This window comes from Rhodothermales bacterium, assembly GCA_034439735.1.
In the GTDB taxonomy this organism is placed as follows: domain Bacteria; phylum Bacteroidota; class Rhodothermia; order Rhodothermales; family JAHQVL01; genus JAWKNW01.
The window spans coordinates 1-25,269 of the sequence record JAWXAX010000088.1 but is presented as its reverse complement, the minus strand read 5'-3'; the positions used below and the strand labels follow the sequence as shown (position 1 = coordinate 25,269).

Genomic DNA, 25,269 nt, shown 5'->3' with positions numbered 1-25,269 from the left:
CCACTCAGGACGCATTTATGCTGGGCCGGCGGGTTCACCTGATCGGGACGGTAGGTGTTTGCTACCCTTCGCGCGTAGTATCTCTGGTGGGCTGGCCGCACAACGGGGGAACGAGAATTGCCTCTGCATCGTTGCCAGAAAACAAGAAATGATGAAGCCCGCCGCAGGCCGAAAGCCCTGGCGCCGGTTCGCGTGCGGTATGTGGCTCATACATCTACAGGATCCGTGTATCATGGCGACATTTCGACAGGGCGTTGTTACGCTACTTCTCGGGCTATTGTGCGTCATCCAGCCGGCACAGGCGCAGTATCACTTCGGCCGCAACAAGATCCAGTACGAGAATTTCGACTGGCAGGTGATGAAGACCGAGCACTTCGATGTGCTCTATTACCCCGAGATGCAGGAGCTGGCGGAGTATGGGGCGCAGTTCGCTGAAACCGTGTATGCCGAGTTGGAGAATCGGTTTAACTACACGCTCAACCACCGTGTGCCGCTCATCTTCTACTCGTCCAACCTCCACTTTAAGCAAACGAACACCACGTCCGGTTTTATTCCGGACGGCGTCGGCGGGTTTTTTGAGTTTTTGAAAGGGCGCGTCGTCATCCCGGCCAACGGCGATATCCACAAATTCCGCCGGGTGATCCGCCACGAACTCGTCCATGTGTTTACGTTCGTGAAAGTGCTCCGGGTGCTGAAGGAATACCGCATCCCGGCCAACCGACTACCGCCGCTCTGGTTTACGGAAGGGCTGGCCGAGTATTGGTCCGGCGAACCGGATTATCAGCACGAGATGGTGATGCGAGACGCTATCTTCTCGAACTACCTGGTGCCCCTCGAAAGCATGCACCGCATCAGCGGCACGTACCTCATGTATAAGGAGGGCGAGGCCGTTTTTCGATTTATCTCGCAGACGTACGGCGAGGAAAAGATTCTCCGGCTGATCGACAACTTCTGGAAGGAGACGGATTTCCGAAAAGTGCTTGAGTTGACGCTACACGAGGACTTCACCCGCATCTCCGACCGGTGGGTCGCGTGGATGAAGGAGCAATATTACCCGGAACTGGCCACGACCGCGCCGCCTTCGCTCATGTCGAAGCCGTTATCGCGGCCGGGGTTCAGTTCGAAGCCGGCGTTCTACGAGTTCGCCGACGGCACCCGGAAAGTGTATTACATCGCAAACCGGACCGGATACACCAACCTCTATGAGGTGAAGCTGGACTCCCTCTTCCGGCCGACGGGCAAAGAGCGGGTGCTGATCAAGGGAGAACGCGATCATCGCTTTGAGGCCTTCCACTTTTTCGAAAGCCGGACGAGCATCTCGGCCGATGGTAAGCTGGCCTTTGTCACCAAAAGCGGGGGCAGCAATAGCCTGCATGTATACGATCTCGTCGCCGATCGATTGGCGGCGTCGTATCAGTTCGACGACTTGATCGCGGTATACTCGCCCTCCTGGGATCCAGAAGGTGAACAGCTGGCCTTTACCTCGATCGACCGGAGCGGATTTAACGATCTGTATCGCTTCGACACCCGCACAGAGACGCTGACCAAGCTTACCAACGACAGTTACGACGAACGCGATCCATCCTGGAGCCCGGACGGTCGGCATATCGCCTTCTCGTCCGACCGCACGTCATCCGGCGATGAGGGCGCCTACAATCTGTTCACCTACGGATTGGACGACGGCTCGATCCGCTACGTCACCTTCGGCACCCAGCACGATTTCTCACCGCAGTGGACTCCGGATGGGCGATTCCTGCTGTATACCAGCGCCCGACGAGACAGTGTCGGGCGGTTCGGGCCGCAGAATATCTGGGCGATCGACATGACACAGGAGATTGGCGTGCCGCCAGCCGTCGCCTCGGCCTCGCGCACGCCCATCGAGAACCTGCTGACGGCGCCCACCCTGACGCGAACCGCCAGCCGTCTCACCGACATTACCACGGCAGCGTACGATCCTGTCTGGACGCGCGACGGCCGGATCGTCTTCACCAGCTTCGAGCAGATGAGCTTTACGATCCGGACGCTCGCCGGCGCCGATTCACTGTTGCTACATCCGAGCACCGAAATCGAACACCCGATCACCCTGACCGGTGAACACTGGGCTTTCGATCGCATCGACGCCGAGAGCGAGGTGACGCTGAACCCCTATAAGCGCAAGTATTCGCTCGATGTCGCGCAGGGCATGGTCAGCCAGAATCAGGTGCTCGGCACCTACGGCGGTGCTCTCGTCGCCGTGTCGGACCTGATGAGCAACGACCGGTGGTTCCTCACGCTCTTCAACCTGGGCCGCTCCCGGCAGGACTTCCTCCAGAGCATGAACGTGGCTGTCACCCGAGTGCAGACCCACCGGAGGACCAATTATTCCTACGGTCTGTATCGGTACGGCGGCGAACGCTACGACATTACGGACCCCGACGCCCCGACGAGCTTTCCGTTTGTCTTTGAGACGATTTATGGCGGCATGGGCGCTGTCAGCTACCCGATCTCCATGTTCCAGCGCGTCGAGCTGAGTACGTCACTGAACTGGAATCACCGCGAGATCCCGGTCGAGCAGATCAATCGAGAAGCCATTTTGCTGTCGAATACGATCTCCCTCGTGCACGACAACACGCTCTACGGTATGAATGGGCCCATGCAGGGCTGGCGCGCCAACCTGACGGCCGGCTACACGTCGGACGTACGGTATTCCAACGTCAATTATTTCAGCCTGATGGCCGATATCCGGTATTATCTCCGCCTAACGCGCCAGCTCACGTTTGCGTCGCGCGTGGTCGGCCGGCTCAACGAGGGGCGCGAGGCGCGGCTCTTTATCCTGGGCGGGAGCTGGGACCTGCGCGGCCAGCGTCTGTTCAGCGTTCGCGGCAAAAAAATGTGGTTCGTCTCCAACGAACTCCGCTTTCCGATACTGAACAACCCGACCATCTATATCCCGGTGCTCGCGCCATTCGGAGTGGCCAACCTGCGGGGCGCGCTATTCTTCGACGCCGCGCACGCCTGGAACGACGGCTACAACGACGCGCAGCCGAATATCCGAACCGGGCAGACGCTGGGCGCGCTTGGTGTTGGTCTGCGGATGAACCTCTTTGGAGGCATCGTGCTGCGCTATGATCTCGGTTATTCCTACCGCGATTGGGTGCCCTCCGACCGGATGTTCCGGCAATTCTTCTTTGGTTATGACTTCTAGCACCCCCGCGGCTTCGCTCCTGTCGATTGTGCTTCTGGCGCTAACGCTCGCCGGCTGCAACTCGTTTTCCTACACGTCACGCACGATCGAGCCCGACGACTGGCTGTCGTCGGGCGCCAACCTGGCGCGCACGTCGATGGCCGATTGGCGTATCGAGCCTCCGCTGGAAGAAGCCTGGGAATTCGATGTCGGGGCCGGCACCGGGCCCGGGTCGGTCCTCGTTGCCGGCGACCTCGTTCTGGTCGCCAACCGAAAAGGTCAACTGCTCGCCCTCGATGTCGAGAAAGGCAAACGGGTAGGGCGCGTTCGATTTAGTGCGCCTGTCGAAGGGGGGATGGCCATCGCCGGCACGATGCTGCTCGTGCCGGGAGCCAAGCGCAAGGAATCCATTACGGGATTCGATCTCGTTCGGGGCAAGGAAGCCTGGAAACTGCGCGAGGCGTCGGTCGAAGCCGGCGTGCTCGCGCTTGATTCCCTCGCCGTCGTCATCGATGCCACGGCCATGCTCCGCGTGGTTGAGGTGGAACAGGGCCACGAGCGCTGGGCGCATGCCCTCGATTCCATGGCCTATGTCCTCAGTACTCCTGTCGCGGATGGGCCCATGGTTTATGTGGCCAACGAGGCCGGCGTAGTGTTCGGAGTGGATGTCGTGGATCGCGTCCGTCGCTGGCGGCGGGATCTGCACACGCCGGTGCTCCAATCCCTGGGCCTGGGTTCCGGCGTGGTCATCGTCCCGACCACACGTGGCCGGATGTACGGCCTGGACGCCCGCACCGGCGAGACGCGCTGGACGCTGGCGCTGCCGGACACCACGGTTCGCTTCTCCGCCACCGCCTTCGACCCGCGCGACGGCGTCCTGGTCGTTGGTACGACGGATGGGTTTGTGCGGGCGATTCGCGCGCTGAGTGGGACTGAATTATGGAGCGTCGATGTAGAGGCGCCGGTGACCGCCGCCCCGCTGATGACGCAACGCACCGTCTATGCCGGCACGCTTGGACGGGAATTGGTGGCGCTGGATAGAAACACGGGCCTCAAGCTCTGGGAGTATGCGATGCCCGGCCGCGTCCAATCCGCTATGGCGGCAACCGACGACATGGTGTTCGTGCTTTCGGAACCTCAACGACTCGTCGCCTTCCGCGTTGCGGAGACGGCCGTAACCGAGTAAATGAAGATGGAACGATTCCCGCGCCTGGCCCCCTCCTTATCCGCCGCCTGGGTTGCCGGCTTGCTGGCGTTCGCTGCGACCGTGCCGGCAGTCGCCCAGGAAGCGGCGGTCATTTCCCTCAGGAGTAATACGCCAGATGCGCTCGTCTATGCGGACTCGTTGTATCTCGGCCGAGCCCAGACGCAGTGGTTTGTGGTGCCCCGCGAAACGACCCGGCTCCGCCTCGTCTATCCCTCGGGTGACAACTGGTCAATGACGCCAGCACACGTATCCGTGAACCTGCTTACCGTGGATACTCTGGATGTCACGTTGGATTTTATGTTTCATTACGCGATCACCTCCGATCCGTTCGACGCCAATGTGTTGCTCGAAACGCCGGCGGGGCGCTCATTACTCGGTACGACGCCGCTGCTCCACACGGCTCCCGCGCCGCTGATGGGTGTGCTTCTGCTTCAAAAGGATGGGTATGAATTAAAACGACTCACCCCCGGGGATCGCATCTGGAACCGGCACGATGAAACCCTGCAGCCGGCCGCGCCGGACCTGGCGCTCGACGCCGTCGACGAGCTGGTCCGGAGACCGCGTGGGCGCTGGCTCAACGTCGCCCTGGGTGGAGCCGCCGTGGCTTCCGGGGTGCTGGCGGTCCATTATAAGATGAAAGCCGATTCCCGTTACGAGCTCTATGCGGTAGACGGCGATCCACGGCTTCGGGGCAGTTTCCAGCGGTATGACCGAAGCGCGGCCGTCGCTCTCGGCGCGATGCAGGTCGGCATCGGGGTGCTCGCGATCCGACTCGTGCGTCAGTAGGCGCCCGAGCCTTTCAAGACCGCCGTGATGGTGCGTACGAGGATGACCGCATCCAGCCACAGCGACCAGTTTCGGACGTAGTAGGGATCCCACTGCTCCATGCCCTCGTTGCCGGTGTCGCTCCGGCCGGACACCTGCCACAGCCCCGTGATGCCCGGCCGAACCCGCTCGCGCAATTCGCGGACGCGTCGCGGCAGTTCATTGCAGTGATAGGTGGGCAGGGGGCGAGGGCCCACAAGCGACATTTCGCCCCGCAGCACGTTGATCAATTGGGGCAATTCGTCCAGGCTGAGCCGGCGAAGCAGCCGGCCTATCTTGGTAATCCGTGGGTCTTTCCGCAGCTTGTAAAACGTCTCCCACTCCGTCCGCATCACTTCGTCGGTCTCCAGCTTTTGCCGTAGCACCGCTTCCGCGTTGGGCACCATGGTGCGGAATTTAAACGTGCGAAACATCTTGCCCCCGCGCCCAACACGTTCCTGCAAGAAAAAGGGGCTCTGCCGGTCCTCGAACCAGATCAGGAAGGCCAGCGTCGCGCAGATCGGAAACCAGATCGGACTGGTGAGCAGGACGACGAGCACGTCGAACGTAAGCTTGGCGAATCGGGAGACCGGATTGATGAGATTGGACGTGATCTCCAGTCCCAGCATCCCGCTCAGGTCGCGCGGCTTGACCCAGAGCGAGGGCGACTCCAGGAGGTCCGGCACGAGCAACACCGTGCGGTAATACGAGAGCGGGCCTTCCAGCAGTTCGGTGGCGCGAGCACTGGACATACTCGGCATCGCGAGGATGGCCACCGATGCTTCCGGCGTCACGAGGTTGGTCCCGCCTTCGATCGGAACGTTGAGTAGCGCGGTATTCCAGGAGGATGGGTCGTCGTCGAAGATGCCAATGGGTTTGTAGCCCAGGCCCTTTTCCGCCTGGAGGAAGCGCACGATGCGCTCCGCGAACTCCCCGCCGCCGTAGATGACCGTGGGCAGCCCCCAGACCCCGAGCCGGATCAGGAGGTGCTTGACCAGCATCCGCATGAACGGGACGGTTACGACGCTGAACAGGAAGGAGAGGGTGAGGGTGATACGGCTGACGGACTCGGAGGCCTTGCTAATAAACAACACGACGGCGGCGCCGGCGAATATTACAATGAGCAGCAGGACCGTTCGTCGGAGTTCCTCGACCGGGCCGAGCCCCCAACTGGGCAAAAGTTGTGTGATGGCCGTGCCGATCCACCAGGCGGGGATCAGATACCAGGCCCAATCCGGGATCAGTAGCGCGCCCTGCCAGAACAGGCGAATCGAGCCGGCCAGTAGAAAAGCCAGTACGATGGCGATCATGTCGCTCGCGGCAAGCACCAGGACGTTCTGCAGGCGGTGTCTGAGGTAGGAGACAAGCCATTCCCCTCTACGCGGAAGCCGGTCGTAGAACGTGCGTTCAGAAAGTACCTCAACAAGTTCCATTACTGTGACCCTTCAAAAATGAGTGACCGGGGAGTCCGTACCGCTCGGAAATGCGCGGGGATACGGACTCCAGGGATCAGACCAGGGGGTGACGTGACTCGCAAGTTACGTCACCCCCTGACCGGGCCGTTCAACCTTGAGCGCAAGCGACATGCGCCACCAGGATGGTAGGACGCGTCACTACGTGCCGCAGGCTACCGGTGCCTATCCAATAAGGCTATGTGGGGCATAGCCGATGGGCGCATGGGATGGGGCCGGCCTCCGCGGCTATAGTCGTGTCAGTGCTGGGGCAGTGCGGCTTCTTCCTTACGGAAATAGGCCAGTGTTCGCCGCAGTCCTTCTCGACGCTCGATCTGAGGCGTCCAGTTCAATATCCGCTTCGCTTTGCTGATATCCGGCTGGCGCACTTTGGGGTCGTCATCGGGAAGATTCTTGAAAATCACTTCGCTCGGGCTCCCGGTGAGGGAGATCACCTCGCGGGCGAAATCGAGAATCGTGATCTCGTCCGGGTTGCCGATGTTCACCGGGCCCGTCTCGTCGCTCATCAGCAAGCGATAGATGCCTTCGATAAGATCATCGACATAACAGAACGAACGTGTCTGGCTGCCGTCGCCGTACACGGTGATGGATTCGCCGTTGAGCGCCTGCTTCATGAAGGTCGGGAGTGCCCGGCCGTCGTCCAGCCGCATCCGCGGACCGTAGGTGTTGAAGATGCGAACGAGCCGCGTATCGACACCGTGATAGCGATGATAGGCCATGGTCATAGCCTCCGCGAAGCGTTTGGCCTCGTCGTAGACGCCTCGCAGCCCGATGGGATTGACGTTGCCCCAGTATTCTTCAGACTGCGGGTGTACGAGTGGGTCTCCGTAGACTTCGCTCGTAGACGCGCTGAGGAAGCGAGCGCCTTTGGCCTTGGCCAGGCCAAGCGCCTTGTGCGTGCCCAGGGCGCCCACTTTGAGCGTCTGGATGGGATATTTCAGGTAATCTACTGGTGAGGCGGGGCTTGCAAAATGCAAGATATAATCCAGCGGGCCCTCCACGTAGATGTAGTTTGTAATGTCCAGCTCGATAAACGTGAACTGGGGGTTGCCGATCAGGTGCGCGATGTTATCGGGCCGGCCTGTGATGAAGTTGTCCACACAGAGGACTTCATGCCCTTCCTGGATAAACCGATCGCATAAGTGCGATCCCAGGAAGCCGGCTCCGCCCGTGACAAGAGTACGTTTCATAGTCCGTTACTTCAACGCCATTGAGAATCTATCGCTCCATTTCGAGGGCGCCCACGTTCGCGGGAACGTGGGGGCGGCCGATCGAAAAATACGTAAATCCTTTGGTAGCCATCGTTTCAGGTTTATAGAGATTGCGGCCGTCGAACACGATCGGATGGCGCATGAGGCTGCGCATTTTCTCGAAGTCGGGCCGCCGAAATTCATTCCACTCCGTACAGATAACGAGCACGTCCACATCGTCGAGAACGCTGTAGCTATCCTCGTGATACGTAATCGTTTCGCCCAGCTCGGCGCGCGTGGTTTCGATCGCTTCAGGGTCGAAGGCACCGATTGTGGCGCCGTGAGCGAGCAGCCCCCGAATGATCACATGCGCCGGCGCCTCGCGTACGTCGTCCGTATTCGGTTTGAAGGAAAGGCCCCAGATAGCGACCTTCTTGCCGGCGATGTCGCCTCCGAAATACGCGAGCACGCGGTCTACCAACAGGCCGCGCTGCTTCTCATTGACATCCAGCACCGCGTTGAGCACGGCAAACGTATAGCCATATTCATCCGCGGTGTACTTCAGGGCCTTTACGTCTTTCGGGAAACAGCTCCCACCAAAGCCAATCCCCGGGTACAAAAACTGCTTTCCGATGCGGCTGTCAAGGCCAATACCCACGCGGACCATGTCGACATTGGCATCGACGGATTCGCAGAGATTGGCGATCTCGTTCATGAACGAGATCTTCGTGGCCAGGAAGGCGTTGGCGGCATACTTCGTCATCTCGGCCGATCGTGGATCCATATCCAGGATGGGATTGCCCTGGCGAACGAAGGGCTCATAGAGCGAATGCATTAGCTCGAGGGCGCGGGTGCTTGTCGAACCGACCACGACGCGTTCGGGCTTCATAAAATCCTCCACGGCCACGCCTTCACGGAGAAATTCCGGGTTGGAGACGACATCGAAGTGTTCGCCGGCCACCAGGCCACGTTCGAGAAACACCGCTGTCACGCGGTCTGCCGTGCCCACGGGTACGGTACTTTTATTTACGATCACCTTGTAGCCGAGGGCCGAGTCCTTGCGGAGCAGATCGGCAATGTCGGCCGCGACGCCCAGCACGTAGGAAAGATTTGCCGAGCCATCGCTCGCGGATGGCGTGGGCAACGCCAGAAAAATGATCTCGGCGTGTCGAACGGCATCGATCAGCGAGGAAGTGAAATGCAGACGCTCTTCGCGGAGGTTGCGCTCAAAGAAAATCTCCAGACCGGGCTCGAAAATCGTCAATTTACCAGAAGTGAGCCGCTCAATTTTCGATCGATCGATATCGACGCAGACGACTGCGTTGCCCATCTCGGAGAAACACGTTCCCGATACCAGGCCTACATATCCAGTTCCTATGATGGCTACATGCATGAGTGCGCAGAGTTTAAAACGAATACTATCAAAAATGAGACCGGGTGGCGGCGCCAGGAAGGATTTCCTGCGTACGTCGCACCTGGAATTACGATCCAAAATTGGGAAAGAAAACAGCCGGCAGGCCGATGGCCAGGATGGCGTGTTGAAGGGCGGCGACGGGATGTGCGGTCGTTAGAATCTGACAGGGGGGTACTGGCTTCACTCGATCCGTCTCACCGTTCGTATCGTCATTTCGGCGCGGCGGAGCCCCCTGAAAAAGAAGTCTCCCGAAAAGAAACGGACGAAGAGAGCGTGCGCCCCCTTCGTCCGGTTATCATGGTATCACTTACCTCGCGCGGATCAGGCGCCCGCCTTGAGGAAGCCGAGTTCGAACAGCTTCTGGAGGACTTTCTCCGTGCTTTCGTCGATCGTTTCCTTCTCGGTAACGCAGACCACTTCCGCGTTCGTCGGGATCTCATAGGGATCGTCGATCCCTGTGAAGCCCTTGATCAGGCCGGCGCGCGCTTTGGCGTAGAGTCCCTTCGTGTCGCGGCTTTCGCACACTTCCACCGACGCCTCCGCATACACCTCGATGTAGCCCCCGTAGGCGCCGATCGAAGCGCGGTTGGCCTGGCGGTCGGCTTCGTACGGCGCGATCGGAGCGCTGAGGCAGATGCCGCGGTGCTTCGTGATCTCGCTGGCGACATAGCCGATGCGCTGGACGTTGATCGAGCGATCCTCCTTCGTAAAGCCGAGGCCTTTCGTCAGGTGGGTCCGAACGACATCCCCGTCGAGCAGGGTGACCGGCCGGCCTGAGTGCTCAAGCAAGCGCGTCATGAGTGCGTTGGCGATGGTCGACTTCCCGGAGCCCGAGAGGCCCGTGAAGAAGACCGTGAAGCCCTGCTGGTGCTTCGGCGGGTGTGTCGTGCGCAGCTCTTCGACGATGTCCGGGTACGAGAACCAGGCCGGGATTTCGTCGCCATCCTGGAGCCGTTTGCGCAATTCGGTGCCGGAGATATCCAGGGTGGTTTCGCCCTGCTTGATTTCGTCGACGGGTTTGTACGTGTCCAGTGCGGGCACGTACACCATCATCTTGAAGTCGAGCATCTTGATGCCGAGTTCGGCTTCATGCTTCGAGACGAGCTCCTGGGCGTCGTACGGTCCGTAGAAGGACTTGCCGGTGCTGTCGTTGCCGGGGCCGGCGTGGTCGCGGCCAACGATCAGGTGCGTACACCCGTAGTTTTTGCGGATGATCGCATGCCAGACGGCCTCGCGTGGGCCGCCCATGCGCATCGCCAGCGGCAACAGGCTCAGGTGCGCCCGGTTGCCCGGGTAGTGCGTGACGAGCTTCTTGTAGCAGCGGACGCGCGTGAAGTAGTCGATGTCCCCCGGCTTCGTCAACCCGACGACCGGGTGAATGAGCAGGTGCCCGCCGACTTCGGCCGCGGCGCGGTCGGTCAGCTCCTTGTGAGCGCGGTGCATCGGGTTACGCGTCTGGAACGCCACGACTTTCTCGGCCTGGCGCGCTTCCAGCTCGGCGCGCAGGGCGCGGGGCGTATGGCGCAGCTCCATGAAGTCGTAATGGATCGGCAGGCGAACGCCTTCGAGCGAGCCGCCGATGTAGTAATCGCCGGACTGGTCGAACAGGTACGACACCGCCGGGTGCTTCTTGTCGAGCGAGCCGAATACCTTCTGGGCCTCGGTCTCCTTATTCGGTTTCCACACGTCGGAGACGGTGAGCAGCGCGATCAGGAGGCCCGTCGGGTCGCGGAGGGCAATCTTGTCGCCCCCTTTGTAGTCCTTCGCAGTGGCTTCGGCCACGTCCAGCGTGATCGGCATCGGCCACAACGTGCCATCGGCGAGGCGCATGGCTTCGACGACCTGGTCGTAATCCTTCTGCGACATGAAGCCGCGCAACGGCGAGAAACCTCCGTTCAGGAGCAGCTCAATGTCGCACAGCTGGCGCGCGTTCAGGGTGATGGAGGGGAGATTGATGGCTTCCTGCAGCGCGGCTTCCAATTTCTTGTCCTTCAACAGGAGCTCGCAAAGTTCACCACCATGGGGTTCGATCAGGGTCAACGTACTCATCCTTTCCTTTTGGTTATCGTTTCGTGTTGATGCCTTTCTTCGCACGCTGTCCGAGCAGTTGACGCAAAAACAGCACGACAAAGCGAGGGTTGTGCTTCAGGTATCGTTTCCAGAGTCGCCCGGGCTCCATAGCCAGGCGGAAGGCCCATTCCAGACCCAACCGTTGGATCAGGCCAGGGGCCTGGCGCACGCGTCCCGTATGAAAATCGAACGCGGCGCCGACGCCCAACATGACGGCGTGTACTGTATTCTTGTGCTCCGCCATCCACTTCTCCTGTTTTGGACAACCGATGCCCACAAACAGGATCCGAACGCCGGACGTATTAATCTCCTGAATATACCGTGCATCCTCTTCCGGCGTGGGCGGGCGGAAGGGGGGCGCGATCTTGCAGCCGATATGGGTGCCGGCAAACCGCTGCGTCAGGAACGTTTCGAAGTCGTCGAGGCTCTCCGGCGTGCCGCCATACAGCCCGATCGGGATGCGCTGCAGCGCGGCTGCCTCGCAGACATGCAATGTCAGATCGGGTCCGTACACGCGGGTGGCTTCCTCGACCCCCATCAGACGGAGCGCCCATACAAGCGGCACGCCATCCGGTGTCACGAGATCCGCACCGTTCACGATGCTCCCGAACGAGGGGTCGTCGTGGGTCTCCATCACCATGTGCACGTTGGCGGCGCACACGATGCGTGAGCGCCCCTCACGCGCCCAATTGACCACTTTTTGCGTCGCATCGGGATAACTCGTCACATCAACCTGCATCGTGAGGATGGTGCGACTGTCCCTTGGGGCGGTGTACATATACCGTTACGACTGGAGAATCTGTGACGCGCGGCCGTGTATTTCTTACTGACTCGTTCGTATCAGCCTTGCGCCATCGCTGAAAAATACGACGGTCCGGGCAGATTAAGAGGCGGTGAAGATCAGTACACGGGTTCGCGACGGGGGGTTTGGGGAGTAATCGTGTCGTACAGGCGCGTCACCTGTTTGGCTTTAAGGGTCCATTCGTTGGTCCGGGCGAACGCGAGCCCGGCGGCACTCATGCCGGCCAGCCGCTCCGGCTGCCGATAGAGTGCTGCAATGGCATCGGCAAGGCGCTCGGCCGTTTCTTCCGGCGTGGTGACAGGCACCTTGAGGCCGGCTTCGTCCGGTACAAAGTCGTGCGCACCCTGATGATCCAACGTGACGATCGCCAGGCCGTTACTCATCGCCTCCAACAACTGCGACCCGAACGAATCCCGCAGGCTGGTAAACAAAAAGATCTCGTTTTCTTCATACGCACGCTGTACCTCGCTCCAGGCGACGCGCCCGGGGGCGTGTACCCGCCCGGTCAGACCCAGCGATTCGATCCAGCCGTTCACATCGGCGTCCTGCGGACCATCTCCCAGGATGGTCATCGAAAAAGGGATCTTGAGCCGCGCGACGGCCTCCAGTGAAAGCAGCAGCGCCTTGCGCTCCAGCAGACGGCCTACCCAGAGGATGTGTGCTGTATGGTCTCGAAAATGATATTTGGGCTCGGCGGCGTAATAAGTCGCCGGCAGCCCGGTGTCCAGAAACAACTCGGCTCGCGGTGCGCCCATCTGACGGGCGATGGCGAGGGTCTCGCTATTGGTCGCCAGGAGCAGCGTCGTGTGCCGCAACATCCTCCGCGTCGAGGGCAAGTAAGGCAGCCACTTCACGGTAATGTAGGTTCGGAGCGACTCCTCCCGCCAGCGTGTCGGGAAATACCGGGAGAAGGCGGCAGGCGCCACCTGGCCGCCGCCCACCGGGCCAAACACAAACGGCTTCCCGAGCTTCCACAGCCACGATCCTCCGATGAGGCTGCCCCAGGTAACGTGGTGAACCAGGTCAATCTCCTGCCGGCCGATGACGCTTTTTGCCTCCCGATACGCGGAGCGTTGCCACAGGAAATAGTGCGCGTAGACACCGAACAGGCCCTTGATAAAACGGCGATACCGAGACGGGATATCCACATAGACGAAGTGCAGATTCGGCATCGGCGCCTCGGTCATGGCGCGTTCAATGGCCGACCGGGCCAGCGGACGTGTCATCACCCAGACGTCGTGCCCCTGGCTGGCGAGATGGGTGGCCCAGTTCCAGCCGAACCCTTCCTCTGACCCGCGATGGGGCTCGCAGGCGTAGGCCGCTAACAATACTCTCATAGCTCGTTCGTTCAGCGAATGGCGCGCCGCTCCAGCGGTCGAGCGCTACGCACTCATTGCGCCGGCGACAAGGTGGCGGAATCCCGGGTCAAAGCGATTGCTTCCCCGCGGACTGGCATTCCGGGGCGACCGGGAAACAGGAAATATAGCCGGTTATAAATTTTAGGATCAATGAAGCATCAAAGGCCGTGATGGCGCCGTCTCCGCTGGCGTCGGCAACGAGTTGAGCCCCCAGATTGAGCAGGCCACTGGCATGCTGGAGCACCAGAGAGGCGTCTAGCGCCGTAACCAGGCCGTTGCCCGAGGCATCCCCCGGCACGCCGGCCGTCGTATTGTCCGGTGCGTCACTACTGAATTGATCCGCGCCAGGGTCGGAGCCTTTGACAGGGCGAGGGTCGCCGTCGAAATCGGCGAGCAAGGGCGGCATATCCGAAGGCAATGCAACTCCCTTGCCTATGATCTGCGAACCGTCGGCCAGGCGCCAACCCTTAACCATGTCGGTGGTGTCAACGACATGCGCTTTTGAAAGGTCCACCACGATGGAATTGTAGTCGGTCAGCGCCGCGTTCTGCCAGTCTTTCAAGTTGGAGGAGTGGACGACGTTCACGCCACTGGCCGGCCGGAACTGGAACGTATTATACTCTTGTGACGCATAGCTGCGGTGCCACATGACATTGCCGTCACCCGTGTTACTGCGTGCATCGTCAACAGTGACGTGTTCTTCAAACGACAGCTCACTGGATCGCCGTTCGGTGCCATGCTCAATGAGTGTGTTGGCGACAAACAGGTTGTTGTAGTATCGGTTTCCGGTCGACTTGCCCCGGTAGTCCGCCCGAATCCGCATCGCGCCCCCTTCATTCGCCAGCATGGTGTTGTGCAGGATCATATTGTCGTTCGCGGCATGCACCAGCAGGCCATATCCGTAGAAGGCTGGACGCGCGAACCGGGCGCGGGTCATCACGTTGTTGCGGACGATGGTGTCGTTTGTGAGCAGTTCCAGAAATACATTGACCCCGTAGTTGTTGTCGAACACGCTGCGTTCGATCGTATTGCCGTAGTTCTCGGTGTCCAGCCAGAGGCCGGGGCCTTCATTGTCTGAAAAGTTGAGGTGGCGGAATGTGGAGTTCGTCGTATAAAGCCACTTTCCGCCGCCTGACTCCCAGAAGGGTTTGTATCCCTTCCAATTGTTGTATCGGCTCTCTGCATACTCGAGCAAGCATCGATCGCAATATTCGCCTCGGACACCGCTCATGCCGTTGCTGAAGGCGTACACACCACGGGCGATGTGGTCGTCGCCACGCATGAAAATGCCGGCGCCGTTGTTCCACTCTGCCGTCACGTTCTCGACCAGCGACCCCTGGCTACCGACACACAATGCGCCGGTGAGTCCATCGTTCGCGGTATGCCGGAAGATCAGGTTGACGAAATGGAAGTAGCCACGAATTTCGCCCACATTGCAGTTGGCTTCACTGCCGGAGGGTGTGAACAGGTTGTTCGTGCGACTGGTCTCCATCCGGGCGTTATTTGGATTTATCCCGCCGGGCAGCCAGGCATACATCCGGGTGGGGTTCGCCGGCGATCCTTCGAGAAAGAAGGTGCCTTCCACAACATCGGCGCGTGTGTAAACGGCCTTGAGCATCTGGTCGTCGGCGATGAGGACGTCGCGCCGGCGCGCGTCGTCGTCCTGGGGCACACCATCGTTTACACGGCGCACCCAGAGCGGCGGCAGGGTCCAGGTCATCTTCCATATCTGGCTGGCGTCCAGGGTCCAGGCGCCTGAGAGGGGTACGGCTCCAGATATCGCCACGCGTTCGCCGGGATATCCCGCATAGGCGATGCGGTTGCCCGATGTACCGCCGCGCGCCGGGATGATTTCGCCATAATAGGTACCCTCACGGATGAGGATCGCGTCGCCGGGTTGCACGCTGGTATGTTGGGCGGCGTAAACGACGGTCGCCCAGGGGGCGCCTTCCGTGCCGGGGTTGCTGTTGCTGCCATTCGCGGCATCTACCCAGTGGATGACCCCGCCGCCGGCGGTGAGTACATCACGTACGGGCCGGCAGATGCCGTTGGCGCCACACATCGAGCCGGGTCCGCAGTCCTGCTGCAAATAACATTGCTGGGCGAGCGCGGGTGGGACAAGGATCAGGGAGTAAACTATCGTCAAGAACGTCGCGAAAGGGCACACGAGTCGGGTCAATCGCATAGAGATTGGCGTAGCGAGTAATTTGGTAAACACCGGGGGAGCGATTGCGGCGGCCAGCGCCGGCGCAATCGGAGATGCACGAAACAGGAGGGGGCTGTCGGCATCGGTGATACGATGTCGGCAGCCCCATGCAGAATTGTGCCAAACTTATCACGTCCCGTGCCTGTAGCCGCCTGCTACGTAGGAATCCTCGCTAGAATTCACGAAGTGAGATGCTGTTCGCGCACGTCAGGCGCCGAATCTCCCGCCGGGACATGTAACACCTCCTCCAGAACAGAGATCACGCCCGCACGGACCTGTTGATTCCACGCCGTGCGATAGGCTTCGAGATGTAGCGGCGCTGTATCGAGACTCCGGATGCCGGCGACGATCGCGTCGGGCGTGTTTTCAACCAGCGTCGCCCACTCGCCAAAAAGCTTCTCGGAGAGGCTGGAGCGGCTGGCAATGAGCGGGGTGTCGGACGAAAGAGCCTCGCAGGCCCCGGATTGCTGGGTGGCCACCATGTTCGTGAGCGCGATGGCGGCGGTGCTGGTGCACAACATCCGGTGGTAGTCGCCGGTGCTGAGGAAACCGGTGAGAAGGACGTTGGGATACCCTTCTATCCGCTGACGTAACGCCGTGGGCAACTTTTTTAGATCGGCCGTGATGACAAACGTGTACTCTGGCACCCGGGCGATGACATCGGCAATGGTCTCGACGGGTTCATCCGGGTCGAACGAGCAGATGAAGAGTATCTTACTGGCCTCACGCACCGCGTTCGGCGCCTCGATGCGCTGAAGCGGGTCGGCGACGACAAAAAAAGGCTTCTCCGGGTAATCGCCATGAAAGAGAGCCAACACTTCGGGGTTGTGCACCAGCACGGCCTGGGCGCGGCGCATCACTCGATTAAAGAGGGGGAGTTTATGCCAGTAGGACTGGAACACTCCGTTGTGTGCATCCAGGATGTAAGGCAACCGGCACAGGATGGCGGGCAGGGCGGCATAATGCGGTGGCGCCTGGACAATCGCATAACTGGGGCGCTTGCGCAGGATATGGAAGATGGTGACGACGAGTTTGTAGAGATAGTCGAGCGGCCGCAGACGCTTGCTCCGGAAAAGATGGGGTACCCACTTGATTTCGGCATCAAACAACGGCGCCAGAACCTCGGCGCGGCGCTGATACCCTTTCCACACGATGAATAGACACCGCTCCTTGCGCGATTTATTTCTTTTCATGAACCCTCCCCTGGGTATGAACGATGGGCAAATACACGGGATGGCGCGCGCGGGAGCGGGCCTTCAAGCGCTCAATCGCAGACGTTTCAGAAAGTGTACCGTTACGCGGACCATGTCGCACGTAAAAAATGAGACGAATTGCAGCGGCGAGGTAGCGGTTTTGAGCGCAAAGTAGAAGCGAAACTTGACCCAAAACGACGAGCGAAAGTCGAAGAAATAGCGTTTGATGTCGCCCAATCGATATACGTCCTTGACGTCGAACTCATAGGTTTTATGTACGTGGCTACGCACGGACGCGTCGTAGGCGACCACCTGCTTGTACCCACGCCGGCACGCGCGCACGGGGAATTCAGTGTCGCCCCGGTGCTTGAAATGCACCTCGTCATACAACCCTACTTCATTAAATACGCCTACCGGCGCGAGCATGCCCCGGCCCGTGAGCTGGGAGACTTCTACGGCATGACCCGGTGAGAATTCAGACAATCGCCGGCCTACATGCAGCACCCGGTCCTTGGCCGTGAACCAGTTGGTGATGCGGCCGCCGTCCCAGATGGTGTCCGGCGTTTCGATGTCGATCACCACGGATCCTACCAGGGTGCGCGGATGCGCCTGGGCGAAGGCGACCAGCCGGCCCACGTAGGCGGCGTCGAACTCCAGGTCGTCGTTGATGATCAGCACGAAGTCATCCGCGCGGGCTTCCGCCAGGACATGGCGAAGGCCGGCGTTGGTGCCCCCGGTCCACCAAAGATTGCCGTCGCCGGTCACAATAGTGACTTCTGGAAATTCGGCCCGGATCATGTCAGACGTCCCATCAGTCGACCCGTCGTCTACGATGACGGCGCGGATGTCGCGATAGTCCTGCTGCTGCAGACAGGCCAGGAATCGCTGGGTGATGGCTTTTCGGTTGAAGACCGGGGTAACGACGTAAACCATGGGAATAGGGGTCAAACGGTCTAGGCGGGAGCGCCCATCACGCGATGGGTCGTAATTTCTGGTGCCCGAACCGTGCCGTCACGGCGGACAGGGTCATGCGTACATACGGCAGCGACCCGTAGATAGGCCACATCATGCCGGCATATTTCCGCGCAAAGTACATCCACTCACGGGGCGGAAGGCCTTTGGGGCCTGTCACCTGGCGCCAGCGCTCGCGCAGCGAAAGCCGCGTGTCGAGCCAGCTGCCATCGATCGGGTTCGTCGCACACGTGCCGGCGTACCCGGGGGCGATCCACACGGAAACACCCTTTTCGGTGGCGCGCAGCGAGTAGTCAATATCCCCGATAGCGTGAGAAAACCCACGATCGAGATTACCGACCAGCCGCGCCACGTCGTCCGGGATCAGCACACAATTTCCGTGCATGATCACACACGGCAAGGGATGATCCGCCGGGGCGACGAGTTCGAATTTCAGGGGGTGCCAGGTGCTGCTCCGCACGGAGCCTCCGTACGTCAATGCGCCGCTCGCAGGGTCCTGAACCGAGCCGACGATCATGTTGCGCTCGTACCCGGCCACCTCCAGTTGGCGAACGGTTTTCATGAACCGACCGAGGGTGTCCGGATAGAGCTGGGTATCGTCGTTGAGCCACAGGTAATACTCCGAGCCAGTGGCCGTGGCCTCTCCAAACGCCCGATGCATCCCGCCATTCCAGAAGAGCGATCCATCCCCATGGAGCAACCGCACCCGGGGAAAGCGCGCGGCAATCGCTTCGCTCGTGCCATCGGAACTGCCATCGTCCAGAACGACGGCCTCCAACGCCACGGTGTCATCGACCATCTGGGCGAAATAGTTCTCAAGGCATTTCAGCGTCAGGGGCTTGCGGTTGTGGCAGGCCAGGACGGCTGTAATGCGGGTTGTTGCGGACATCGGATTGAGTGGAGGCTGCGTAACAAAGGCGATGGGCGCTTAGGGACGAGGCGGGTTCACCCGGTGCACGCGCGCAATGGCGCGCGGAGCGAATCCGTTGCCATGGTGTGCCTTTCCAATTCGTTACACCCCTCCGGGTTTCGCTGAAAGCGAAGGCACGTGACGTCAGAGGTATCGGTGCCGCGGGAATGCGTCTAAAGCTTGCGGTTTCCCGTGAGTTTTTTCAGACTCCGCGTCGCGTACAGGGAGACGTGTTTAAATAAATACTCGGCTGGATTCCGGCGCGCAAGGCGCAGGTAGGTCCAGTCCAGATCGAGTGGCGCTTCCGCGGCATGGGTGCGCTCGCCTCCCGAAATGCAGCGCACCTCGTTGATGTTGCCCACCGAGATTGGAAGATCAAGTTCGTCCAGCTCGATGATGTCGATCTCCTTGAGCGTCTTCTGGTTGATCACCGCCAGAAATCCCCGCGTTTTATCGCGGGCGTGGCGTTCGGCGTGTTCTGAGAAGCCGATCACGATGTGATCCCCAACGACGGAGATGCCCTTGGTATGCCCCGGGTAGGTGAGCCGGGTGAGGATTTGTTGTGTTGAGAGATCCACGGCCACAAACTGACCGGTCGAGGACGCATTATAATACATCCGCGTGCCTTCGAGGAAGACGTTGTGGCACCCGTGGTCCCAGATACTGAGCGACTGGCGGTAGGTGAAGCCGGCGCGTGGGTCGTGGTCCAGGATCGCCAGTTCGGTCAACGTGCGTCCTTTGTTGTGCAGCAAGGCGTAGATCTGGTTGCCGCAGGGAAACACCGAGTTGATGTGGTTGTGATCGAAACTCTTCCCTTCGAAGTGGTACGAATGGTACGTCGTACCATCCAGCGTCTGGTATACGATGTTATTAAAATCCGTGTTCGTAAAATACAGGCCGCCGTTTGAACAGCTGATCTGGTGGATAGCGCCGGTTTCGCCGAGGAAGGGGATAGGGTCCGCCACTTCTTCGAGCGATTGACGGTCTAGCACGCGCAGCCGGCGGTCATCTTGCTTCACTAACACAGCGTCCACTTCCTCGTTCTTTAGAAAGCCGATGCCGTAATGATGGCCTCGGGCCAGCGGGCGGACATCCGTCACACGCCAGTTCCCATCAAATGTAAGAGCGAACAATTGCGAGTGAGTCGCAATGAGATACGTCATGTGACCAGACTTCTATGAGCGAAAACGCTCGGCGATCGGAGTTACAGGTGAGGATGAACTCGTTTCAGCTGGGGGAGACGCTTGAGTTTATCTTGGAGTAAACGCAATTCCAGAAACTGATACACGAGGCCGTACGTCATTCGGAGGATGTCGCCGCCCGCTCGTTTCATGGAAAAGGGGATCGTGTGTAGTTCGGTACGGAGTTCATCAAGGTCGTAGCCAAGTGCCGCGAGCCGGCGCTCGCCGAGCCACGTCAGGTACCGTTGGCACCATCCTTTGCGGATCGGATTCCGGAGCGACTGCTTCCATTTATCCAGCGAGCCATCGCTGATGGAGCGGTACGCCTTGACGCCCGTCGGATCCCCCATCTCACCGCCGAGGTCGACGCTTTGGAAATCGTCGATCATGGCGGGCTCGAAGGGGATATCAAGGTACCTACATAAGTCCTTACAAGATAGTTCGGGTTCGGAGATTATGTCTTCGTAACGAATACTGAACGCCCTATTCTCATACTTCTCATGGGCTGCCATGAGCCGTTCGAATCCCTCGTAGAGATCGATCTTGAAAAAGTAGAGGTACCAGTGACCGCGGTGCCAGGTATCCAGCATGGACGCGATGACGGAGAGGGGGTTCCGCCAGAGGAAGACGAAGCGGGCGTCCGGGAAGAGTTCGAAAATCTCATCGAGGATGAGATGATACCGGGGCGTTTTGTCGAGAAAATACCGGGCCCCTGGGCGGGCTCGATCCGTGTAGAGCCGCAGGGCCAGATCGCGAAGGGCGCCGGTGAACGTAGCGCGGCCGCCGGGCATCGCGGTGTAAAAGTCCCGAATGGCGTCGACGACGGCGTTCTGATCGTAGTTCGTGTAGACCCCCTCGCTGCGCATGGTGCTGACGAGCGGGAGCAGGATCCACGGCTCCGCGGCCGTGTCGATGGCCGAGTGTTTGGCGAGGATGCGCTGCAGCAGCGTCGACCCACTGCGTGGGAGCGATAACAGAAAGATGGGCTGGACAGGCTTTTGCGCGGCGTCGTTGACCGGATCACGAGCTGTCCTAGGCTTCGTCTCACGCTCTGGATCACGCTCTGTCTCACTCACTGGTGTTACCCCGTTTTTTGGGCCAGTAGAGGGCAGTCGATACGATTTTTAAGCGATGCCAGACGACGAAGGCCGCAATCGTGTTCCAGAGGATGATGGAAAGCGACGTGGCGACGGCGGCGCCCATCGCTCCGTACAGCTTGATCAGGCCTACGTTCATCACGACATTGATGATGGCCGTGAACCCGAGGATGCGAGCTGAATCCCGGTGATGGCCGGTCATATTGAGGAGCAACAACGCCGGCCCGGTGAACGCGTTCACGATCTGGCCGATGATCAACACGCGTAAAAGCGGCGTGGAGGCGCCGAATCCCTCCGAGAATATCAACTCCAGATAGCCTGAGCCGACGAAGAGTACGACGGCCAGGGCAATCGCGATGAAAAACACCGCATTGGCGCCGAGCGTCACGATCCGCTGCAACTCGTGCATCTTCTTGCGCGCAAAGAGGTCGGCTGTCATCGGATAGAGAATGGCGTTCGTGGCCGTGAGGGCGATAATGAGTAACTGGGCGACACGCGAGGCGACGCTGAATACGCCCACATCCTCGGTTGTGGAAAACAGGCCCAGTAGAATCTGGTCCGCCTCAAAGATCACCAGGTTGAAGCCGGATGTCCACATCATGTCCCGCGAAGTAATGAACCAGTCGCGGGATTCGAACACCGGATTAGCGGTCTTGACCTCTGCGGGCAGCGTGCGGCGTACGAGCACGCCGGCAAGGAGCAAGGCCATCAACGTCGCGGCGAGGTTGATGATCATGGCGGATTCAACCGTCATGACCGTCGCTCCGCTGGTGCTGACGGTGCGCCCCATCGTCGTCCAGGAATAGACCATCACCGTAAACAGGGCGATCAGCCCCGGACGGGCGATGCGGAGGGGGATCTGAGATTGCGCGACCTTTTTAAATCCATCCAGGACGCCTTCACTGACCTGTAAATAGCTGAGGAGGGGGAGGGAGATGAGCGCCAGCATCATGGCGATCAGAAATCGCTCGTTGCCGTAATACGCAGCGATGGGATCCCAGGCGAGCCATAATACGCCGGCCACTAGCAGCGCCGCCGCCGTCGAAATCCAGTAGGTGATCCTGCGGCAATACAAGATGAAGCCGCGGATCCGAGGCCAGTCCGACGAAGCACGATACGAGGCGAGGTAACGAATCGCGGATTTATTGAACCCGAGCCGTCCTACGGTGGCCAGCATCGTGAGCCAGGCGAGCGCGTACGCATAATCACCGTAGTGCTCGATGCCCAGGTAATTGGTGAGCACGCCGACGGATACGAACCCGACCCCGGCGGCAGCGATTCTCGAAACGAGGCCGCTGCTAGAGCCACGGACGAGCTGGGCGACCAGTCCTTGGCCGCGGAGCCGCGCAAGAAAATCTCCCGCCATACCCGAGCGAGCCTGGATGTGCATGATAAACCCGACGGAGGAACGAGGTCCTCAGGAGGATGAAACGGTATCGAGCTCCTTGTACAGCTCGTGGTACCCCCAGCGCTCGATGATGTCGCCTACCTTCGCGGTGACGGCCGGCATGAGGGATTCGGGAATCTCTTCCTGCCAGGAGGCGACCTGGCCTTTACGGAAGGTGTGACGACCGGGGCCAAACAGCTCCTCGACCACTTTGTCGATAGGCGGATTCACAATGTCCAGGCTGTCGCACAGACGCTGCAACGTGTTGCGCTGGATCTCGTCCGATCCGCCTCCGCGATTACCCACCAGGTCTTCGAATCGGATTTTGACGGTATCGTCCGAATTCAGCCAGCCTTCTAGGGCGAGGCAGCGGGTTCGCAGCGATTCGAGGTAGGCGTTGCGGAAGCGCCGGCCGTTTAACACGGCGTCGAACCGCTCCTCCATGGTGAGGCTCGCAAACTCCTCGTGGATGACGTGCTCTTTACGCTCGGCGACATAATGGACGAACGAAACCAGCACCGCACGCGGATCCCGAAAAACAACGATCGGCCGCACGTCGTGGGCCACTACGGCATCCAGCAAGGCTGTCGCGTAGCCCACGTGCGCCGTGAAAAACGAATGAGCCGGCGCTCGGCGGAGCATCCGATGCACCGCCCTGCGCGAAATCTCCACCGGTGTGTCGATCCCCACGAGGTAACCCTGGCGCACCGGCAACCACGATAGCCGGCGGAGTTTGCTCGCCAGGCCCGGGTTGAGCACCTGGGCGGATCCCACATGGTCCCGTTCGGAATACCCCATCAGTTTGAGGCATTTCGCCGTAAGGTGTGTGCCCGACTTCGGGAGTGAATTTATGAACGCTTGTTTCATCGGTGCAGATCGCATGCACGACGCAAGGGCGCCGTGGAGGGGTATCACATTCGGTTCTGGGCATAATAAGCCCGATAATACAACCGCGCGGCCTCTTTCTCCTCCGCGTGGTTTTGCGCAATCGCAAGTCCGAGGCTCACGAATAACCAGGTAAACGGTTCAAAATCGTACGCCACGTAATAGGCCGACGCGCCCAGCAGTACCACCAGGCTCAACAGGGCCGTCATCTTGTAAAAGGGGTCGAGCGTCTCCACGTACGTACGACGCAGTCGTACGTACGTTTGGAGCGCGAAAGCGAGGTAAAGCACCAGCCCGATAATCCCGATCTGGTAGTGAAGCTGAATATATTGATTGTGGAGCATCGCTGTTACAATCGATCCGGTCGGAGACCGCAACTGAAAGTAATTGCCGAGTCCTTTTCCTTCGAGAAAATGCGCCTTCGATTGCTCAATGGCGTCCATCCACAAATAGAAGCGCCAACTCGCCGTCTGATCCTGGGATGGGGCTGTCAACGCGGTCATCCGCTCCTGGATATAGCCGAAGAGATCCAGTTCTTCATAGACGAGACCCAGCAGGATCGTCGCGGTCATGGCGATAAACGCCAGTTTCATGATCGTGCCCATCCGGAAATACCCCATCAGGAACAGCACGAACAATGACACGATGGCCGCCAGCCATACCGAGCGATGGCTGGCGATGATGGTCAGCGCCATCGAGATACCGATCAGCATCGCAAGCAACGTGTTACTCCGCCACCAGAAGCCGAATTGCTTCATGAGGTAGATCGCCAGTGTACCCCACAATAGCCCGAGCGAGCCATGCTGATAGAGCCACTTGGCGTAGGCATGAAAGGCGAAGTTGTGGACGTACGCGCCGCGGAAAAGACCGATCACGATGAAGGAAAGAGACAGGCCCACCAGGATCTGGAACACGCGCCATTGATCGTGCCGGCTGCGGGCAAAGATGATCACGTAGGGCACGATGAGGATTTCGCGGAAGTACGTGCGGAATTCGCCCATGGGGCTGACAATACCAAACAGCATCATCGAGCGAGCCAGTTCGAACACCATCCAGCCCATGAAGATGGTCCACCACAGGTTCTCCCTTAACAGTACATGGCGGGCCCGTAGATCGCCGGAAGCCACTTTGATGGACATTGCCGTAAGCATGGCGAACAGAATCGGGTCGCCATATAACATGTCGACGCCGCCCCCGGCGCTGATCGAAGGCTCGACATAGTTCGAATAGTCCCAGATCACGACTTCTACCATGATCTGCGTCGCGAGCCCCCAGAGCCCCACCATGACCCAGTGGTATTTATAGGCCACGAGTACCAATCCGAAGGCCAGACAGAGTCCGTTCAGGAGCAGGACGACTTTTTCACCCCCGAACACCAGAAATGCAAAAAACGACAGCGCGATGAGCACCATCGCGCTGATCTCCAGGGGCGAACGCCGGCTTGACGCTTTTTCAAGCAGGCTGGACATGACCGTTATGAGACATCGAGGAACTGGTTACAAAAGAGAGGCGTCACGGCCCCGCGGGAATATCAAACGTAAGAAATTGCGACAAGTCGGCATGTTCAAGTACAGTGCCACACCGTGTGTTTTGTTTCGATTAAACCGGCAGTGTTTGGATGATTCTGGCATCCGCACTGGATGAAGTATGTGTCGTCATCACGATTGGCGTGCCCGGGGGGATATCGATCAGGCCTCCGTGCACGAGCCGGCCCTCCGCATTCGAGCGGAAAGAACGGATGGGTTCTCCCGTGAGCCGGTTCAGACGGACATCCGCCAGGGGGAGTGTGACGAGTTCCGGGGGTAATGTGCTCGTCCGCGCGCGGCCCATGGCGGAGCCGGCGATCGTTAGAGCACCGCCGCCCCGGGGCGCCGCGTCCGGTGCATCGATCAGATTGCGTATAGTGAGTTTCGCGACGGGGTCCGCCGGACGTGTATCGAAGTTCATCTCCAGGAAAT

19 protein-coding genes are annotated in these 25,269 nt (G+C 59.9%); 3 read left to right on the top strand and 16 right to left on the bottom strand.

The features are described 5' to 3' along the window. Positions 1-232 precede the first annotated feature (232 nt). Genes SH809_07170 through SH809_07160 form a run of 3 tightly spaced genes read left to right on the top strand, consistent with a single transcriptional unit; the run spans position 233 to position 5,156 of the window. Complete coding sequence (locus SH809_07170) at positions 233-3,184, top strand: BamA/TamA family outer membrane protein (protein ID MDZ4699468.1); 2,952 nt, start codon at positions 233-235, stop codon at positions 3,182-3,184. Further along, on the top strand, positions 3,174-4,349 hold the full coding sequence (locus SH809_07165) for a PQQ-binding-like beta-propeller repeat protein (GenBank protein ID MDZ4699467.1): 1,176 nt from the start codon (positions 3,174-3,176) through the stop codon (positions 4,347-4,349). Before SH809_07170 ends, SH809_07165 begins: the two co-directional genes overlap by 11 nt. A gap of 6 nt (positions 4,350-4,355) precedes the next feature. Next, positions 4,356-5,156, top strand: coding sequence for a hypothetical protein (locus SH809_07160; protein MDZ4699466.1), 801 nt, complete (start codon positions 4,356-4,358; stop codon positions 5,154-5,156). On the opposite strand, the gene wbaP is transcribed toward SH809_07160, so the two are convergent. The 16 genes from wbaP to SH809_07080 form a co-directional block, all read right to left on the bottom strand. Continuing rightward, complete coding sequence (gene wbaP, locus SH809_07155) at positions 5,150-6,607, bottom strand: undecaprenyl-phosphate galactose phosphotransferase WbaP (GenBank protein MDZ4699465.1); 1,458 nt, start codon at positions 6,605-6,607, stop codon at positions 5,150-5,152. The genes SH809_07160 and wbaP overlap by 7 nt on opposite strands. 278 nt (positions 6,608-6,885) lie before the next feature. Next, complete coding sequence (locus SH809_07150; GenBank protein ID MDZ4699464.1) at positions 6,886-7,836, bottom strand: UDP-glucuronic acid decarboxylase family protein; 951 nt, start codon at positions 7,834-7,836, stop codon at positions 6,886-6,888. Between the two features lie 28 nt (positions 7,837-7,864). Then, entirely contained in the window at positions 7,865-9,229 is a 1,365-nt protein-coding gene (locus tag SH809_07145) for a UDP-glucose/GDP-mannose dehydrogenase family protein (GenBank protein ID MDZ4699463.1), read from the bottom strand. A 342-nt stretch (positions 9,230-9,571) separates the two neighbouring features. Continuing rightward, positions 9,572-11,299 (bottom strand): bifunctional sulfate adenylyltransferase/adenylylsulfate kinase, encoded by a 1,728-nt coding sequence (locus tag SH809_07140; GenBank protein ID MDZ4699462.1) that lies wholly within the window; start codon positions 11,297-11,299, stop codon positions 9,572-9,574. Between the two features lie 13 nt (positions 11,300-11,312). After that, positions 11,313-12,098 carry a WecB/TagA/CpsF family glycosyltransferase gene (locus SH809_07135; GenBank protein MDZ4699461.1) on the bottom strand — a complete coding sequence of 262 codons (786 nt, stop codon included), beginning with the start codon at positions 12,096-12,098 and terminating at the stop codon, positions 11,313-11,315. Between the two features lie 122 nt (positions 12,099-12,220). Next, the gene (locus SH809_07130; GenBank protein ID MDZ4699460.1) at positions 12,221-13,459 is read right to left on the bottom strand and encodes a glycosyltransferase family 4 protein; all 1,239 of its coding nucleotides are present in this window, start codon (positions 13,457-13,459) and stop codon (positions 12,221-12,223) included. 88 nt (positions 13,460-13,547) lie between these two features. Continuing rightward, the gene (locus SH809_07125) at positions 13,548-15,626 is read right to left on the bottom strand and encodes a right-handed parallel beta-helix repeat-containing protein (GenBank protein ID MDZ4699459.1); all 2,079 of its coding nucleotides are present in this window, start codon (positions 15,624-15,626) and stop codon (positions 13,548-13,550) included. 239 nt (positions 15,627-15,865) lie between these two features. Beyond that, the gene (locus SH809_07120) at positions 15,866-16,879 is read right to left on the bottom strand and encodes a glycosyltransferase (protein MDZ4699458.1); all 1,014 of its coding nucleotides are present in this window, start codon (positions 16,877-16,879) and stop codon (positions 15,866-15,868) included. A 63-nt stretch (positions 16,880-16,942) separates the two neighbouring features. Then, a complete protein-coding gene (locus tag SH809_07115; GenBank protein MDZ4699457.1) occupies positions 16,943-17,812 on the bottom strand; it encodes a glycosyltransferase family 2 protein in 870 nt (289 codons plus the stop codon). A gap of 37 nt (positions 17,813-17,849) precedes the next feature. Continuing rightward, positions 17,850-18,740: a glycosyltransferase family 2 protein gene (locus SH809_07110; protein ID MDZ4699456.1), complete on the bottom strand. Its 891-nt coding sequence runs from the start codon at positions 18,738-18,740 to the stop codon at positions 17,850-17,852. A gap of 194 nt (positions 18,741-18,934) precedes the next feature. After that, positions 18,935-19,924: a hypothetical protein gene (locus SH809_07105; protein ID MDZ4699455.1), complete on the bottom strand. Its 990-nt coding sequence runs from the start codon at positions 19,922-19,924 to the stop codon at positions 18,935-18,937. 41 nt (positions 19,925-19,965) lie between these two features. After that, positions 19,966-21,018, bottom strand: a complete 1,053-nt coding sequence (locus SH809_07100; protein ID MDZ4699454.1) for a sulfotransferase — start codon at positions 21,016-21,018, stop codon at positions 19,966-19,968. Continuing rightward, the gene (locus SH809_07095; protein MDZ4699453.1) at positions 21,011-22,429 is read right to left on the bottom strand and encodes a flippase; all 1,419 of its coding nucleotides are present in this window, start codon (positions 22,427-22,429) and stop codon (positions 21,011-21,013) included. The genes SH809_07100 and SH809_07095 overlap by 8 nt, the downstream gene beginning before the upstream one ends. A gap of 27 nt (positions 22,430-22,456) precedes the next feature. Then, the gene (locus SH809_07090; GenBank protein ID MDZ4699452.1) at positions 22,457-23,293 is read right to left on the bottom strand and encodes a sulfotransferase domain-containing protein; all 837 of its coding nucleotides are present in this window, start codon (positions 23,291-23,293) and stop codon (positions 22,457-22,459) included. 44 nt (positions 23,294-23,337) lie between these two features. Further along, positions 23,338-24,780: an O-antigen ligase family protein gene (locus SH809_07085; GenBank protein MDZ4699451.1), complete on the bottom strand. Its 1,443-nt coding sequence runs from the start codon at positions 24,778-24,780 to the stop codon at positions 23,338-23,340. Between the two features lie 130 nt (positions 24,781-24,910). Continuing rightward, on the bottom strand, positions 24,911-25,269 hold a 359-nt coding region (locus SH809_07080), incomplete at its 5' end, for a hypothetical protein (GenBank protein ID MDZ4699450.1).

Coding starts and splice junctions, on each gene's coding strand:
- SH809_07095 (MDZ4699453.1), bottom strand. CDS start 22,429: ATGCACATCCAGGCTCGCTCGGGTATGGCGGGAGATTTTCTTGCGCGG.
- SH809_07085 (MDZ4699451.1), bottom strand. CDS start 24,780: ATGTCCAGCCTGCTTGAAAAAGCGTCAAGCCGGCGTTCGCCCCTGGAG.
- SH809_07135 (MDZ4699461.1), bottom strand. CDS start 12,098: ATGTACACCGCCCCAAGGGACAGTCGCACCATCCTCACGATGCAGGTT.
- SH809_07115 (MDZ4699457.1), bottom strand. CDS start 17,812: ATGGTTTACGTCGTTACCCCGGTCTTCAACCGAAAAGCCATCACCCAG.
- SH809_07165 (MDZ4699467.1), top strand. CDS start 3,174: ATGACTTCTAGCACCCCCGCGGCTTCGCTCCTGTCGATTGTGCTTCTG.
- SH809_07140 (MDZ4699462.1), bottom strand. CDS start 11,299: ATGAGTACGTTGACCCTGATCGAACCCCATGGTGGTGAACTTTGCGAG.
- SH809_07090 (MDZ4699452.1), bottom strand. CDS start 23,293: ATGAAACAAGCGTTCATAAATTCACTCCCGAAGTCGGGCACACACCTT.
- SH809_07105 (MDZ4699455.1), bottom strand. CDS start 19,924: ATGACGTATCTCATTGCGACTCACTCGCAATTGTTCGCTCTTACATTT.
- SH809_07110 (MDZ4699456.1), bottom strand. CDS start 18,740: ATGTCCGCAACAACCCGCATTACAGCCGTCCTGGCCTGCCACAACCGC.
- SH809_07170 (MDZ4699468.1), top strand. CDS start 233: ATGGCGACATTTCGACAGGGCGTTGTTACGCTACTTCTCGGGCTATTG.
- SH809_07150 (MDZ4699464.1), bottom strand. CDS start 7,836: ATGAAACGTACTCTTGTCACGGGCGGAGCCGGCTTCCTGGGATCGCAC.
- SH809_07160 (MDZ4699466.1), top strand. CDS start 4,356: ATGGAACGATTCCCGCGCCTGGCCCCCTCCTTATCCGCCGCCTGGGTT.
- SH809_07130 (MDZ4699460.1), bottom strand. CDS start 13,459: ATGAGAGTATTGTTAGCGGCCTACGCCTGCGAGCCCCATCGCGGGTCA.
- SH809_07120 (MDZ4699458.1), bottom strand. CDS start 16,879: ATGAAAAGAAATAAATCGCGCAAGGAGCGGTGTCTATTCATCGTGTGG.
- SH809_07145 (MDZ4699463.1), bottom strand. CDS start 9,229: ATGCATGTAGCCATCATAGGAACTGGATATGTAGGCCTGGTATCGGGA.
- wbaP (MDZ4699465.1), bottom strand. CDS start 6,607: ATGGAACTTGTTGAGGTACTTTCTGAACGCACGTTCTACGACCGGCTT.